This window comes from Clostridium sp. C8 (assembly GCF_001010885.1).
GTDB classification, from domain to species: domain Bacteria; phylum Bacillota; class Clostridia; order Clostridiales; family Clostridiaceae; genus Clostridium; species Clostridium sartagoforme.
In genome coordinates this window covers 81,273-97,777 of record NZ_LBMX01000109.1, presented here as the reverse complement: position 1 = coordinate 97,777, position 16,505 = coordinate 81,273, and the positions used below count along the sequence as shown (strand labels likewise).

General features: G+C 28.2%; 13 protein-coding genes and 1 other RNA gene. 10 read left to right on the top strand and 4 right to left on the bottom strand.

Annotated features, from left to right (window positions below; translation table 11 throughout):
- The first annotated feature begins 121 nt into the window (after positions 1-121).
- From AAT22_RS18090 to AAT22_RS18075, 4 genes are all read left to right on the top strand, one after another.
- Complete coding sequence (locus AAT22_RS18090; protein ID WP_047002268.1) at positions 122-1,033, top strand: ribonuclease H family protein; 912 nt, start codon at positions 122-124, stop codon at positions 1,031-1,033.
- A 50-nt stretch (positions 1,034-1,083) separates the two neighbouring features.
- A complete protein-coding gene (locus AAT22_RS18085; RefSeq protein ID WP_016208220.1) occupies positions 1,084-2,061 on the top strand; it encodes a diaminopimelate dehydrogenase in 978 nt (325 codons plus the stop codon).
- Positions 2,062-2,339: 278 nt separating this feature from the next.
- Positions 2,340-3,665, top strand: coding sequence for a 6-phospho-alpha-glucosidase (locus AAT22_RS18080; RefSeq protein WP_016208221.1), 1,326 nt, complete (start codon positions 2,340-2,342; stop codon positions 3,663-3,665).
- Positions 3,666-3,771: 106 nt separating this feature from the next.
- The gene (locus AAT22_RS18075) at positions 3,772-5,298 is read left to right on the top strand and encodes a PTS transporter subunit EIIC (RefSeq protein ID WP_047002267.1); all 1,527 of its coding nucleotides are present in this window, start codon (positions 3,772-3,774) and stop codon (positions 5,296-5,298) included.
- 50 nt (positions 5,299-5,348) lie between these two features.
- On the opposite strand, the gene AAT22_RS18070 is transcribed toward AAT22_RS18075, so the two are convergent.
- Positions 5,349-6,137, bottom strand: coding sequence for a MurR/RpiR family transcriptional regulator (locus AAT22_RS18070; protein WP_084820802.1), 789 nt, complete (start codon positions 6,135-6,137; stop codon positions 5,349-5,351).
- A gap of 16 nt (positions 6,138-6,153) precedes the next feature.
- Positions 6,154-6,933 (bottom strand): MurR/RpiR family transcriptional regulator, encoded by a 780-nt coding sequence (locus AAT22_RS18065; protein ID WP_047002265.1) that lies wholly within the window; start codon positions 6,931-6,933, stop codon positions 6,154-6,156.
- A gap of 296 nt (positions 6,934-7,229) precedes the next feature.
- On the opposite strand from AAT22_RS18065, the gene AAT22_RS18060 reads away from it, so the two are divergent.
- From AAT22_RS18060 to nrdJ, 3 genes are all read left to right on the top strand, one after another.
- A complete protein-coding gene (locus tag AAT22_RS18060) occupies positions 7,230-8,957 on the top strand; it encodes an ABC transporter ATP-binding protein (protein ID WP_047002264.1) in 1,728 nt (575 codons plus the stop codon).
- A complete protein-coding gene (locus AAT22_RS18055; protein ID WP_047002263.1) occupies positions 8,957-10,759 on the top strand; it encodes an ABC transporter ATP-binding protein in 1,803 nt (600 codons plus the stop codon). The genes AAT22_RS18060 and AAT22_RS18055 overlap by 1 nt, the downstream gene beginning before the upstream one ends.
- A gap of 129 nt (positions 10,760-10,888) precedes the next feature.
- Entirely contained in the window at positions 10,889-13,246 is a 2,358-nt protein-coding gene (gene nrdJ, locus AAT22_RS18050) for a ribonucleoside-triphosphate reductase, adenosylcobalamin-dependent (protein ID WP_047002262.1), read from the top strand.
- A gap of 121 nt (positions 13,247-13,367) precedes the next feature.
- On the opposite strand, the gene AAT22_RS18045 is transcribed toward nrdJ, so the two are convergent.
- Positions 13,368-13,772, bottom strand: a complete 405-nt coding sequence (locus AAT22_RS18045; protein ID WP_047002261.1) for a hypothetical protein — start codon at positions 13,770-13,772, stop codon at positions 13,368-13,370.
- Positions 13,773-14,106: 334 nt separating this feature from the next.
- On the opposite strand from AAT22_RS18045, the gene AAT22_RS18040 reads away from it, so the two are divergent.
- Positions 14,107-14,727, top strand: coding sequence for a flavodoxin family protein (locus AAT22_RS18040; RefSeq protein ID WP_047002260.1), 621 nt, complete (start codon positions 14,107-14,109; stop codon positions 14,725-14,727).
- A 139-nt stretch (positions 14,728-14,866) separates the two neighbouring features.
- On the opposite strand, the gene ssrS is transcribed toward AAT22_RS18040, so the two are convergent.
- Positions 14,867-15,059: non-coding RNA, 6S RNA (ssrS, locus tag AAT22_RS18905), on the bottom strand.
- A 276-nt stretch (positions 15,060-15,335) separates the two neighbouring features.
- Between ssrS and AAT22_RS19490 the strand changes: the two genes are divergently transcribed.
- Entirely contained in the window at positions 15,336-15,779 is a 444-nt protein-coding gene (locus tag AAT22_RS19490; protein ID WP_242849843.1) for a nuclease-related domain-containing protein, read from the top strand.
- 26 nt (positions 15,780-15,805) lie between these two features.
- Positions 15,806-16,393: an HRDC domain-containing protein gene (locus AAT22_RS19485; protein WP_242849842.1), complete on the top strand. Its 588-nt coding sequence runs from the start codon at positions 15,806-15,808 to the stop codon at positions 16,391-16,393.
- Positions 16,394-16,505 lie beyond the last annotated feature (112 nt).

The following is a 16,505-nucleotide window of genomic DNA, read 5'->3' as shown; positions in this document are numbered from 1 at the left end:
ATGAAAATAAAGGCTATTTTTCAAATAATATAAGTAAAATTCAGATATTACAGTAATTTTGAATTAAATTTTATATTTATAAGTAGTTATGTTAAATATAATAAAAAAGGAAGAGTTAAATATGGCTAAAAAAAAGGTTTATGCAGTTAAAGTAGGTAGAGAAATAGGTATATTTGATAATTGGGATGAGTGTAAAAAAAGCATAGATGGTTTTCCAGGAGCAAAATATCAAGGATTTTCAACACTTGAAGAAGCTAACGACTTTTTAGGAATAGTTATTTCTAAAGAAGATATAAAAAGTAAAGAGAAAAAAGTAGAGTATAATTTAGAGAAAGAAAGCCTTATTACACCAATCAGAAGTTCTGCTAAAATAAATGTTTTTAAATCTTATATAGATTATAATGAATTAAAAGATAAATATGAATTTATTGCATTTGTAGATGGTAGTTATGATAAAGAAAGCAAAACATATGGATCAGGTGTAGTAGTCTTAAATTTAGAAAATAATGAGCATAAGCTTTATTCTTGTGCTGGTTATGATAAATGGAATCAATGGAATATCGTAGGAGAGTTAGAGGCAACAAAATTAGCTTTAAATATAGCAAAAGAAGAATATAAGGCTAAAAGAGTAGCAATATATCATGATTTGAAAAACATTTCATTATGGGCTAGCGGAGAATGGCAAGCCAAAAATGAATATACACAAGAATATGTAAAAAATATTGAGAAATTTAGTAATGAAATTGAAATATGTTTTATAAAAGTTAAAGCTCATAGTAACGAAAGTATATATAATGACTTAGCAGATGAAACTGCTAAAAATGCTATTGTAGAATATAATAATAATTATATTAATAATGATAATATCAATAATGATGACATTAGTATAAAGAGGAATATATCACAAGACGAATCGAAGTTCTTTATAAATGTACCAAATGAACTATATGAAAAATTTGATGACAAATGTAAAAAATTAAACATATCACATGATATAGCTATTATAAATTTAATAGAAGAATGGCTAAATTAAAAATATAAATTATAGAAAGGGGGCACCTGACTTTATAGTCAGGAAAATTTATGAGCAATAAGATTAGAGTAGGTATTGTAGGGTATGGAAACCTTGGAAAAGGTGTAGAATTATCCTTAGCACAAAATTCAGATTTTGAATTAGAGGCTATTTTTACAAGGAGAAATCCAGATAAGTTAGTAGCGACTTCAAAAATGTTACATATTTCAGAAATTGAGAATTATAAGGGGAAAATTGATGTTATGATTCTTTGTGGAGGTTCTGCCACTGATTTGCCACAACAGACGCCGGAGATTGTAAAAATGTTTAATACGGTAGATAGTTTTGACACTCATGCTAAGATACCAGAATATTTTAGTATGTTAGATGATGTAGCAAAAAGCTCTGGTACTATTGGACTTATATCAGTTGGTTGGGATCCAGGATTATTTTCATTAAATCGTCTTTTAGGAGAGGTAGTACTTCCAAGAGGAAAAGATTATACTTTTTGGGGAAAAGGTGTAAGTCAAGGGCACTCAGATGCAATTAGAAGAGTAAAAGGTGTTAAAAATGGAGTTCAATATACGGTACCAATTGAGAGTGCTATTGAAATGGTTCGTACTGGAAAAAATAAAGAACTTTCAATTAAAGAAAAACATGAAAGAATTTGTTATGTCGTGCCAGAGGATGGGGCTAATTTAGAGGACATAAAAAATGAAATTGAAAATATGCCAAACTATTTTGCGCACTATAACACAACAGTGAACTTTATAACTGAAGAAGAAATGAATAAGAATCATAAAGGGATGCCACATGGTGGGTTTGTTATTCGTACAGGAATTACTGGAGAAAGTACAAATCAAAGAATGGAATTCAGTTTAAAACTTGATAGTAATCCAGAGTTTACTTCAAGCGTGTTAGTAGCTTATGCAAGAGCAGTTTATAGATTATATAAAGAAGGTCAAAGGGGAGCTCGTACTGTACTAGATATACCATTTAGCTATTTATCACCAAAATCAGCTGAAGAATTAAGAAAAGAGTTATTATAGAATTCCATAAATATAGTAAAAGGAGCCTAAAAATATGGCTCCTTTTACTATATTTATTTTTACTTATTATAAATAAGATAAATAGAGTAAAAAATTACTTTTCATGTCACAAATAACATATTGAATCATTCATGACTATAAGCTTGTAACTTATTGATTAAAACGATATCAGAATATAGAATATGAGTATAGAAAAGAAACGGCCGTTTTTATAAATTTTAGTTATAATTTAAAACTTAGTCGCAGTAATTATAAAATTAATATTAGGAGTGATTGTTATGAAAAGATATAATGTTGTTATAGTTGGTGGTGGAAGTACATTTACACCAGGATTTTTAAAATCATTTTGTAGATTGAAGGAAGAATTTCCATTAAATAAATTAGTTTTATTTGATATAGATGCAGAAAGACAAGAACCAATTGGTGAGTTTGGAAAAATATTAATGAAGGAAAGATATCCAGAGGTTGAATTTAGCTATACTACAGATATCGAAGAAGCTTATACTGATATGGATTTTGTATTTATGCAAATGCGTGTAGGTGGACTTAAGATGAGAGCCCAAGATGAACATATTCCATTAAGTATGGGGCTTATTGGACAAGAAACCTGTGGAGCTGGTGGAATGGCTTATGGATTAAGATCTATAGTAGGAATGATTGAAGCTGTTTATGATATAAGAAAATATTCTCCAAATGCATGGATATTAAATTATTCTAATCCAGCAGCTATAGTTGCAGAAGCATTAAGAAGAGAATTTCCAAATGATAAGAAAATTTTAAACATATGCGATCAACCTGAAAATGTTGTACGTTCATGCAGTAGACTATTAGGATGTGACTGGAAGGATTTAGATCCTGTATATTTTGGATTAAATCACTATGGATGGTTTACTAATATATATGATAGAAAGACAGGAGAAGATTTATTACCTAAATTAAAGCAATTAATAAAAGAAAGAGGATTTTTACCTCAAGATGCAGAGCAAAGAGATAAATCTTGGTTAGATACTTATGGAATGGTCCAAACAATAATGGAAGACTTCCCTGATTACTTACCAAACACTTATGATCAATATTATTTATATCCAGAATATAAAGTTTCACATCTTGATCCAAACTTTACAAGAGCTGATGAAGTTATGGCTAATAGAGAAAATCGTGTATTTAATGAATGTAGAGAAGTTGCAGCTGCGGGTACAACAGAAGGCAGAGTAAAAATTGAAAGTGATGCTCATGCTGAAATGATGATAGAAGTAGCTCAATCAATAGCTTACAATCAAAATAGAAGATATATTATAATAACAGAAAATAATGGATCAATAAACAATATGCAAGATGATGCAATGGTAGAAGTAGTTGCAGAACTTGGTATAAATGGACCAAGACCTATGGGGGTTGGAAACATACCTCAATTTTACTTAGGATTATTAGTTAATCAAGTATCAAGTGAAAAATTACTAGTGGATGCTTATTATGAAAAATCATATTCTAAAGCACTTCAAGCATTTACTTTAAATAGATTAGTTAATGATGCTAAGAAAGCAAGAAAAGTATTAGATGCATTAATAGAAGCAAACAAAGGCTACTGGCCAGAGTTTAAATAGTAATTGTGTATGGAGCTGCCTATATTGAAAGCTTTGAATTGTATATCAATTTGGCAGCTCATGCTATAAAAGCCTTTAAAATAAATTTAGAAAAGGGGAATTATAAATGAGAAAAAATAATAATAAAGTTATGGGTTTTTTTTCAGCTCTTGGTAGAAGCTTAATGTTACCAATAGCTACTTTAGCAGCAGCAGGGCTATTATTAGGATTAACATCTGCACTTCTAAAACCACAAGTTCAAGATTTGCTACCATTTTTAAAATTACAATCATTTAATTATATAATAACCGTTATAAAAACGATTACTTCAACTGTATTTGGTATGATTCCGGTATTATTTTCAATATGTATAGCATTTGGACTAGCAAAAGAAGAAAAAGAAATTGCTGCATTTGCAGGATTTATAGGATATTATGTTTTTCTATTAAGTGCATCTTTAGTAATAGGATCAGGATTCTTTGATTTTAGTTCACTAAAAATGTCAACTATCTTAGGTATAGCAGATACAATAGAGATGGGTGCATTTGCAGGGATGATAACAGGTATATTAACCGCAGTTCTTCATAATAAGTTTTTTAATGTTGATTTTCCTGTTGCAATCGCTTTCTATGGAGGAAAAAGATTTGTTGCTATTGTAGTTATTGGAGCTATGACGCTTTTAGGACAAGTAATGCCATTTATTTGGGTTCCAGTTTCATCAGTAATTAACTGGTTAGGATCTTTAATAGCAAGTTTAGGATCAGTAGGAGTATTTATATTTGGTTTCTTAGAAAGAATATTAATTCCAACTGGATTACATCATGTTTTAAATGGAGTATTCCGTACTACATCTGTTGGTGGAGTATATCAAGGAGTTGAAGGATGCTTAAATATTTTCTTAAAGTTCTTTGATTCAGTTCCTATTTCAGAATTAAGACAATTTACAGCTTTCTTAGGTCAAGGTAAAATGCCATTTATGATGTTTGGTCTGCCAGCAGCAGCATATGCCATTTACAAGACTTCTCCAATAGAGAAAAAGTCAAAAGTAAAAGCATTAATGATTGCAGGAGTAGCTGCATGTTTTGTATCAGGAATTACTGAACCGTTAGAATTTGCATTTATGTTTATCGCTCCACAATTATTTTTATTCCATGCTGTTATGGGAGGAATTTCTTTTGGACTACTAAGCTTATTAGGTGTTGGAGTTGGTAATACAGGAGGCGGAGTTATAGACTTTTTAATCTATGGTGTTTTAGTTCCAGGTTCAAGATGGTATGTAATAGTGTTAGTTGGTATAGTATTTGCAGTTATATACTATTTTGTTTTCAAATGGTATTTTTCAAGTAGAAATATTTCAATAGATGTTAGTGAAGATGAAGAAGAGGTTTCTAAAGAAGAAAATGTTGGAGGAGTAACAAGTTTAGCAATAAAAATCATCGATGGACTAGGCGGATATGATAATATAATTGCTGTAAACAATTGTATATCAAGATTAAGAGTAGATGTTAAAGATATGTCTTTAATAGATGAAGCACTTTTAAAATCTACAGGTTCAATGGGAATAGTTAAACCATCAGATACTCATATTCAAGTGGTTTATGGACCAAAGATTGAAAAAATTGCTAAGCAAGTAAAAGACGCAATGAAAAGATAGATTATAAAAAAGGGCAACTTTTATGTTGCTCTTTTTTTATAATTCAATAATTATAAAATGTTGTTAGTTTTTAATTTATTAATATAAAGTTCTAAAATAGCTTCTATAATGAACTGAATTGATAATCTTGAATTAATATCTATTCCAAAAAAGTCCTTCCGTTCAATTTCACCATATAAGGTTATATCAGCAATACTAGCTAATTCGCTAGAAGGGTCTGAGGTGATTGCAATTACGATAGCAGCATTGGATTTACTTAGGGCTGCTGTCTTTATAATTGGTATTGTAGCTCCACCTGAGCTCCCAATAATCATAATATCATTTGAAGTCATACGAGAAGCAGCACGATAAATAAGTGGTGGATCAATATAAAATGTAGAAGATCTATTTAAGGATAATAGCGTATTAGAGAGATATTCTAGAGGCATTTGTGTAAGACCTCTAGCAAAAATATGAATATTTTTATCACTACATAAGCAATTTACTATATAATTTAAATCCTCTACATTGAGCTTCTCAACAGTGTTCTTTAATCTTTTAAGGCTATTTGGAATTATATCATTTATTTCAGAAGATTTATTTTCTAATGTATTATTAGATAATAAATCATTTTTATGTAAATTATCAGATTTTAATTTGAATTTTAAATCACTAAATCCTTTTAAATTTAATTTATGGCATAAACGAGAGATAGTCGCAGTAGATACATAAGTATTTTGTGCTAATTGATTAATATTCATTTTTATAACTTCATCCTTATGAGAAATAATATATTGTAATATAATATCCTCATTTGAAGTTAAAGATTTAACAGCATCAGAATCAAAATTATTAAGCACTTTATCTCTCCTTCCTTTAAACATTATTATTATTTTTAGAACTACTTAAATGATAAAAATAATACTCTAATAACATATCAACTATATAAAAAATAGAAATTCTATTTGATATATCATAATTAGAAAAAGAACGTTCTTTTGAATAAAAGTATAGAGTAATATTAGCTATCTGCGATAAAGGACTGCTTGTAAGTGGAGCAATAGCTATAATAGGAACGTTATTGCTTTGGGCAAGTCTAGCAATTTTTAGTATAGATGGTTCATTTCCAGTAACACTTACTAAAATTAAAACATCATTTTTAGTAAAACTAATAGTAGAATCCAAAGACAATTTATCTATTTTATATAAGATTACAGATCGATCAACTGCCAAGAGATATCTTTGCATATATTCAGAAATTACATTTGTTATCCCAGTAGAAAATAAATGGATTTTTTTATCACTCAAGAGGTAACTTATTACTGATTCTATATTCTTAGTATTTAGAAGACGACCAGTATTTTCAACTTGAGAATATAAATCTAATAATATGTTATCATCAGACAAAGGATTACTATTTAAAGTTTTTTTAGAAGCAAGGTTATTTTTTAATACAAATTTTAATTCCGAATAGCCACTAAAATTTAGCTTTTTACATAAACGTAAAATTGTAGCTGTTGATGAAAATACATTTTCAGATAACTCATGGATACTCATACTTAGGACTTTAGATGCATTATTATCAATATATTGTAATATGGATAATTCACTTTTAGTGAGATTACTTAAAACCTCATTATCAATAGAATCTAACAATAAATATCCCCCTTTCATCATCATAAATTCAGTTTATCAAAGGGGGCAATAAATTGCAATAAGGATAAAAAGCTATAATTTTATTTAAATTTAGATTACCTAAAAGCAATGAATAAAAAGATTACATATATCTATGTTTTACAATATTTATAAAAAATAGCTTTTTAACATAACTTATGATAAAATGTTGGGATAATTTGAATTAAGTATTATAAGAAAATTAAAATGTTATTAATGAAGAAATTTCATTTTTATTTTATATTGATTCAATTAAAGAAAGGAAGTGAAATACAGTAATGAAATTAATACTAAAATATTTAAAAAACTATAAGCCATTTATTCTTTTAAACATAATATCGGTATTTGGATTTGCTTTAGTAGAGCTTGGAATTCCTACTATTATGGCTAAGGTTATAGACAATGGAATAATCAATAATGATATTACCTATATAAGAAAAATGGGATTTATTATAGCATTTATATCTATAATTGGAGTTATTGGAACAATATTATTAGGGTATTGTTCATCTAGAATTTCAACAGGTATTACTAGAGATATAAGAAATGATATATTTAAAAAAGCACAGGAATTTTCACATACAGAATACGATAAATTTGGAGTGTCATCACTTATAACAAGAACTACAAATGATGCTTTTGTTCTTTTACAGTTTACTAATACACTTTTAAGAACAGCTTTACTTACACCTGTAATGTTTACTGTAAGTTTAATAATGATACTTAGAACCAGTTTATCATTATCTCTGATTTTAGCCGTAGTAATTCCATTTATAATTTTAGGAGTTGTAGTAATAGTAAAAACTTCAGAACCTTTATCAGAAAAATTACAAGAGAGGTTAGATAAACTAAATAGAATTTCTAGAGAAAATCTAACAGGAATAAGGGTAATTAGAGCTTTTGGAAATGATAAATATGAAGGAAAAAGATTTGAGAAAACTAATGATTTGTATGCAGATACATCTAAAAAGTTAAATAAGCTTATGGCAGTTTCTCAGCCTACCTTCTTTTTCTTACTTAACATAGCAATTATTGTTATATTTTGGGTTTCAAGTAAGATGATAAATATAGGAGTACTTCAAGTTGGTCAATTAGTAGCTTTTATAGAGTATTTATTCCATGCAATGTTTTCTATTATGCTATTTTCAATGGTATTTGTTATGTACCCTAAAGCTCAAGTATCTGCTAATAGAATTACCGAGATTTTAAATGAAAATCCTATAATAAAAAATCCTGAAAATGGGATTAAGGAAACAGAAATAAAGGGTGTTATTGAATTTGATAATGTATCATTTACTTATCCAAATGGAGAAGTTCCTGTTCTTAAAGATATATCCTTTAAAGCTGAAAAGGGAGAAACTATTGCTTTTATAGGAAGTACAGGTAGTGGTAAAAGTACATTGATTAATTTAATACCAAGGTTTTATGATGTTACCAAAGGAAGTATAAAAATAGATGGTATAGATGTAAGAAAATATGATTTAAAGGCTTTACGTAAAAAGATAGGTTTTATTCCACAGAAAAATCTTTTGTTTACAGGTAGTATTGCAAGCAACATAAAATTTGGTAAGAAGAATGCCAAAACTGGAGAAATAGAATATTCAGCTAAAGTTGCTCAAGCATATGATTTTATTTCTAGTAAACCTAAAAAGTTTGATGAACCAATAAGTGAAGGTGGATCAAATGTATCAGGAGGACAAAAGCAGAGGCTTTCAATAGCCAGGGCTATAGTTAGAAAGCCAGAAATATATATTTTTGATGATAGTTTTTCAGCTTTAGATTTTAAAACAGATGCAGTTTTAAGAAAAAGGCTTAAAGCTGAGACAAGAGATTCGGTAGTATTAATAGTGGCTCAAAGAATAGGTTCTATAATGGATGCTGACAAAATTATTGTATTAAATGAAGGAGAAGTTGTAGGGATAGGTACTCATAAGGAACTTTTAAAAAATTGTGAAATATACCATGAAATTGCAATATCACAACTTACAGAGGAGGAATTAGCATAATGAATAAATTTAAGTTAGTAGTAAAAAAGATTTCTCCTTTTGTTAATAAGTATAAATGGTCTTTCTTCGGAGCTATTTTATTTATAATTTCATCAGCAGTTTTTGTAGCAATAGCGCCAAGAACTGAAGGATTAATAATTACTCAATTAATTAAAGATGTTGAAGATATGGTAAAAGGAGTTACCGGAGCTTCAGTTAACTTTAATTATATAATTAAAGTATTAATATTGCTATTTCTGATTTATATAGGAAGTGCTGGCTCAACTTTTATAGCAAGCTTTTTATTAACAAATGCAATTCAAAATACTATGAGGGATATTAGAAATGAAGTTCAAAGAAAAATAAGTAGACTTCCTATAAGATATTTTGATAGTCATAGTTATGGTGATGTGCTAAGTAGAATTACAAATGATGTTGATACTATTTCAAATGCATTACAGCAAAGCTTTATTCAAGTAATAAATGCTATTTTATCACTAAGCTTAGCACTTATAATGATGTACTCAATTAATATTAAACTTGCAATATTAGCAACTCTAATAATACCATTAAGTATTTTAATTACTAATATAATAGTAAAAAAATCACAAGGGTTATTTAATAAGCAACAAGCAGCTTTAGGAAGACTTAATGGAAGAGTTCAAGAAATGTATACTGGCTTTAATGAAATAAAGTTATATGGTAAAGAAGAAGATTCATTAAGTGATTTTATAGAAGCAAATGAAGAATTGTGTGCAGCAGGCTTTAAAGCTCAATTTATATCAAGTATCATGTCGCCTTTAGTAAGTCTTGTTAGCTATTTAGGAATAGCAGCAATAGGTGTTGTAGGTGCTATAACAGTAATATCAGGAGGCATAACTGTTGGTAATCTTCAAGCATTTATACGTTATATTTGGCAAATAAATCAACCTTTATCTCAAGTAACTCAATTATCATCAGCAATACAATCAGCAGTAGCTGCAGCTCAAAGGGTAATTGAATTTTTAGAGGAAGAAGAAGAGGTGAAAGTTTCAAATAATACTAATAAACTTGAAAATCCAAAAGGAAATGTAAGTTTTGAACATGTAAAGTTTGGTTACAATGAAGATAAGATATTAATAGAAGATTTAAGTGCAGAGATTAAAAGTGGTCAAATGGTAGCTATAGTTGGACCAACTGGAGCAGGTAAAACTACTTTAATTAACCTTTTAATGAGATTTTATGAAATTCAAAGCGGCTCAATTAAAATTGATAGTGTAGATATAAAAGATATGAAACGCGAAGATTTAAGAGCTATGTTTGGTATGGTTCTTCAAGATACTTGGTTATTTAATGGAAGTATTTATGATAACATTGAATATGGTAGATTTGGTGCATCAAAAGAAGAAATAATAGAAGCTGCTAAGATTGCAAATGTTCATCACTTTATTAAGACCTTGCCAGATGGATATAATATGATTTTAAACGAAGAGGCATCAAATATATCTCAAGGAGAAAAACAACTTTTAACTATAGCTAGGGCAATACTTAAAGATCCGGCTATATTAATTTTAGACGAAGCTACAAGTTCGGTAGATACTAGATTAGAATTATTACTACAAAAAGCTATGAGAAATATAATGAAGGGTAGAACTAGTTTTGTTATAGCGCATAGACTTTCAACAATAAAAAGTGCTGATTTAATACTAGTAATTAACAATGGAAATATAATAGAGCAAGGAACTCATGAAGAGTTAATTAAGCAAGGCGGTTTTTATAAAGATCTTTATAATAGTCAATTTGCAGATAAAGAAGATACTAATATTAACTTATTCACATCATAATAACAATATATTGTATATTTTTAAAAATACTATGGATAAATACACAATATGTAGTATAATTATATAGATGGATAAATAATGAAATTTATCTAGTATTATTAATTTAACTATAATTTATGAGGTGTTAATATGAAAGTAAGAAAAAGAGATGGAAACTTAGTAGATTTTACTAAGGATAAAATAGTTAAGGCAATTGAAAAGGCAATGGAAGAAACTAAAATTGGAGTAGATCATAATTTAAGTGAGCAAATAGCAAATGAGGTATTTATAAGTTTATCTAATAGACCTGAAAAGTATCATGAAGTTGAAGATATACAAGATGTTGTAGAGTTCAAATTGATGGATAGTGAAAGAAAAGATGTAGCAAAAAGATATATAATATATAGAAGTGAAAAAGAAAAAGAAAGAAGAAAAAATTTAAGTAAAGAAGCCTATAAGATGATAAAAGATGATTTTGTAAGCAAATACAAACACAATTCATCTCCTATGGGTCAATTAGGTAACTTTGTTTATTATAGAACATATTCTAGATTTCTTATGGAACAAGGAAGAAGAGAGTATTGGTGGGAAACTGTAAGAAGAGCTGTAGAATATAATACTTCTATAGTGCCAACATCAAAGGAAGAAGCAGAAAAACTATATGATAATGTATTTAACCTTAGGCAATTTTTATCTGGAAGAACTTTTTGGGTAGGAAATACAAATGTTTCTAAGCAATATCCTATGAGTAATTTTAATTGTGCATTCCAAAAAATTGATTCATTCCAGGCTTTTACAGATTTGTTTTATTTACTTATGATAGGTTCTGGAGTTGGAGTAAGAGTTCTTAGAGAAGATGTAAATAAGATACCTAAACTTAGAACTAATTATAAATTAATTCATAAGGATTATGTAGAGAAGCCTAAAATGCTTAGAGAAGATAGTACATCATTAGTTTTTTATAATAATACTTCAGCTGAAATTGTAATAGGAGACTCAAAAGAAGGATGGGTTCAAGCACTAGAGCATTTCTTAAATCTTGTTGGAAGAAGCCAATATAGAAATATAAATACAATAATTATAGATTATTCTCATGTAAGACCAAAAGGAGAAAGACTTAGAACCTTTGGAGGTACAGCATCTGGACATGAAAGCTTAAAAAACATGTTCTACAAAATTGATAAGGTAATAAAAAGAAAATCACTTTTATTAGAAAAAGATAATATTAAGCTTTCACCTATAGACTGTTTAGACATTGCTAACATTATTGGAGAAAATGTTGTAGTAGGTGGCGTTAGAAGAACTGCTGAAATGGTAATAATTGATGCTAATGATGAAGAATGTATAGAAGCAAAATCTAATTTATATAAGCAAGAAGATGGCAAGTGGAGTGTTAATAAAGATTTAATTCATAGACAAATGAGCAATAATTCAATTTATTATACAAAGAAGCCATCTAGAGAAAGATTAAAATGGAATATAGAAAAAATGAGATATTCAGGGGAACCAGGATGGATAAATGCTGAAGCTGCTGAGAAGAGAAGGCCAAATATGAATGGAGTTAATCCATGTGGTGAAATATTATTAGATTCACAAGGCTTATGTAATTTAACAACTGTAAATGTATTTGCTTTTGTTAAAGAAAATGGAAGCTTAGATGAAAAAGCATTACTTGAAGCACAAAGATTATCAGCAAGAGCAGGATATAGAATGACTTGTGTAGAACTTGAACTTCCAGACTGGGATAGAGTACAGCAAAGAGATAAATTAATTGGATGTTCATTAACTGGATGGCAAGACATGATAAATGCAACTAGCTTTACTAAGGAGCAAGAAGCAGAATTGCTTAGAAAACTAAAAAAGGCAGCAAAAGATGCCGCATTAGAGTATGCTAAGGAATTAGGACAAAATGAACCACTTTTAGTAACTACAATTAAACCAGAAGGTACATTATCTCAATTACCTACAGTATCAAGTGGAGTGCATTATTCACATTCACCATACTTTATAAGACGTGTTAGAATATCAAGTGATGATCCATTAGTTAAAGTATGTGAGGAATTAGGCTATCCAGTAGTACCAGAGGTAGGCCAAAGTATTGAAAATTGCACAACTAAAGTAGTGGAATTCCCAGTTAAGGCTCCAGAAGGAAAAACTAAGTATGAAGTAAGTGCTATAGAACAACTTGAAAATTACAAGATGTTTATGGAAAACTATGTTGAGCATAATTGTTCAATAACTGTTCATGTTAGAAATCATGAGTGGGAAGAAGTTGAACAGTGGGTATGGGATAATTGGGATTCAGTTGTTGCTGTATCATTCCTGCCACTAGATGATAGTTTTTATGAGTTATTACCATATGAAGCTATAAATAAGGAAGAATATGAAAAGAGAGTGAAAGAAATGAAGCCTTTTGTACCTTCATTAATATCTAAATACGAAAAAGAAGAGGTCGAATTTGATATTGGAAATGAAGGGTGCGAAGGTGGAATTTGTCCTATTAGATAAATAATAGGGTGAATTATCAAAGCCTTATAATTATATAGAAAATAAATATAAAAAAGCCATTACTTATTAAAATTAAGTAATGGCTTTAATTTTTCTTAAAAGATTTAAAATTGAGAAGAAATCAATAAATACTATAAGTTGTATCTTTGTTTTTTAATTTTTTTATTAGCCAATAAAATGAAAATCCTAAAATATATGAAACAAAGTCCCAAAAGTCTCCCGTGCTAGTAACTAAAAAAATTGGTGTGATTACTTCCCAAAATATGCTGCACATTAGCCCGAAAAGAAGAATGATTGTAAGTTTTTTTATTTTATTATATTTACTAAAAAGTAGGATAACGTTTAATAAAGCCATGAATGAAAATCCACCCCAAAAATCATTATAATGATTTCTAAGTAAATATCCTAAATAAGGTACATCTACCTTAAATTTTATTAGTTCATTAATATAAAAAAGGATTGCCGATAATAATATAAAAAAAACATTTTGTTTATCATCTTCGGTATAGAAATCATATTGTATCATATTAACCACATAATGAGAATATTATTAATGCTACAAGTACAGCACCTACAACTCCCCAAAAACTCAAGCCATTATTATCTTTACTCATATATTTATTTCCTCCCAAGCATAAAGTAGTTTTCAAAATTTATAAAATAAATTATTACCTTTTAAATTCAAGTAAATTATATACTAATGTGTATAATTGTGTCAATAATTCTTGGCTTCTTAAATGTATAAAGAAAATTAGAAAGCTAAGAATAAAAGTTTTATAATAGATGTTGATAATAAATATTTTTTTTATAACATATATTAAGAAGTATATAAATTTTAAATTAAAAAGGGAGTAAGATATATGAAGGTATTATTAGTAAATGGAAGTTCACATTTAAATGGATGTACTTATACTGCGCTGTTAGAAGTAGCAAAGGAATTAGAAAAACAAAACATCGAAACAGAAATATTTCAGTTAGGAAATAAGCCTATAGCTGGATGTATTGGATGTGGTGCATGTCGTGATAGTAAAAGATGTTTTAGAAATGATATAGTTAATGAATTTTTGGACAAGGCTAAAGACGCAGATGGATTTATATATGGATCACCTGTACATTATGCTTCAGCTTCAGGAATGTTAACTTCATTTTTAGATAGAGTTTATTATAGTGATGGCAGTATATTTAAAAATAAGCCAGGTGCAGCTATAGTTAGTTGTCGTCGTGGTGGAGCAAGTTCAGCTTTCGATCAAATAAACAAATATTTTACAATTAGCTGTATGCCAATTGTATCTTCTCAATATTGGAACATGGTTCATGGAAATACAAGAGAAGAAGTTCTTCAAGATAAAGAAGGAATGCAAACAATGAGGACTCTTGGGAAAAATATGGCTTGGCTTCTTAGATGTATAGAAGCCGGTAAAAATGCAGGGATAGAATATCCAAAAAGAGAAGAAACAGTTAGAACTAACTTTATAAGATAAAGTTAAATATGTAAGTTTGCTTATGACCTCGCTTTGCTCCAAGTCAACGCAAACTTACATATTTTCACTTAAAACTGAAGGAAATTATAAAAAGACTATTACTTATTAAAAATAAGTAATAGTCTTAGCTTTCCCTAGAAAATTATCCAAAATACCGGTACTCCGATTTTGATCCCTATCTCTCGATAGGTGGGTGTCCTCACAGATATATCAATCTCCTTCAATGCCATCTAAGGGCCTCACATGATGGTACATTTCCTTATCTAAATATTGAACTCCCGTAGCAAATGTGTAGGTTCAAAATAGGAGCTTAACGCATATTTCAGAACTTTTAAAGAGTTGTTTTCAAGTTGACTCTTCTTTATGAAATTATAATAACACTTTTAATTTATATGTTCAATAGATTTTAACTAGGGAATTTAATTATAAAATTCCAAGATTTTAATAAAATATCATTATAGAGCATTCTTCTCAAACAAAATTAAGTTTTTGCAAAATTTGACATGAAAAAAACTTTGTAATAGAATTTTATTAGATGGGTACATTTGTAAAAAATATAACTATATTACAAATACAAAAAATTTACTTTACGCAGAGGAGAGGCATATATGGGGTTATTTGATAGGTTAAGGGAACCTGTGTTTTTAAAGGAAAGTAGTAAAGCTATAGAGCAAATAGAAAAGTTAAAGGAATTAGAACCAAAATTAAATTCTGAAGGAAAAGAAAAAATTAAAAAAGAAATAAAATGCATTGAGTATGGAATCATAGGTGAAAAAAATATTGAGTTTGAACTAAGAAATAGTCATATGCCAATGTATATAATACATGATTTGTATATAGAAAGTGATGACTTGAGTTCTCAAATAGATTATCTAGTTATTACAAAAAAGATTTGTTTTGTAATTGAGTGTAAAAATTTATTTGGAAATATAGAAATAAATAATCAAGGTGACTTTATTAGAAATATAGATTTCGGTAGTAAAAAAATTAAAGAAGGAATATACTCACCAATAACTCAGAATGAGAGACACTTAAAGTTAATGAAAAAATAGCTATAGAAAATAAGTCAAATGTAATAATGAAATTTATTACAGACAAGCTATTTGAAAGTTCATATAAGACAGTAGTAGTTTTAGCTAATCCTAAAACTTTACTTAATTCAAGATTTGCAAAGAAAGAAATTAAAGATAAGGTTATTAGGGCAGATCAATTAGTTAGTTATATAAAAGATAATTACAATAAATCTAAAGAACTAGAAATGTCAGAGAAAGCATTATTTTCTTGGGCAGAATCCTTCCTTAAAATTCATAAAGAAAAAGATATATCTTACTTAGAAAAATATAATAAATATTTAGTTGAAGATGGCAAAACAGATTATATAAAAAGCAATATAAATATAGTTAAAGAAACTTATAATAAATACATAAGTAATAAAGTAAATATAGAAGATACAGAAATTTATAAGGAATTAAAATCTTTTCGGTTAAATAAAAGTAGGCAAGAAAATATAAAACCATATTTTATATACAATAATGAACAATTAAATGATTTAATTTCTAAAATGCCATTAAGTAATGAAGAATTAAAAAAGGTATCTGGATTTGGAGACGTGAAGATAAGTAAGTATGGGGAAGATATTATTAATATAATTAAAAAGTACCTATAAATATTCAGTATATAGTAAGATTAGTAAAGTATATTAGATAAGATATTTGAATTATTTAATAAATATTAAATTTATAAACCTAGTGGTATTGTGGTAAAATATTACTAGGTTT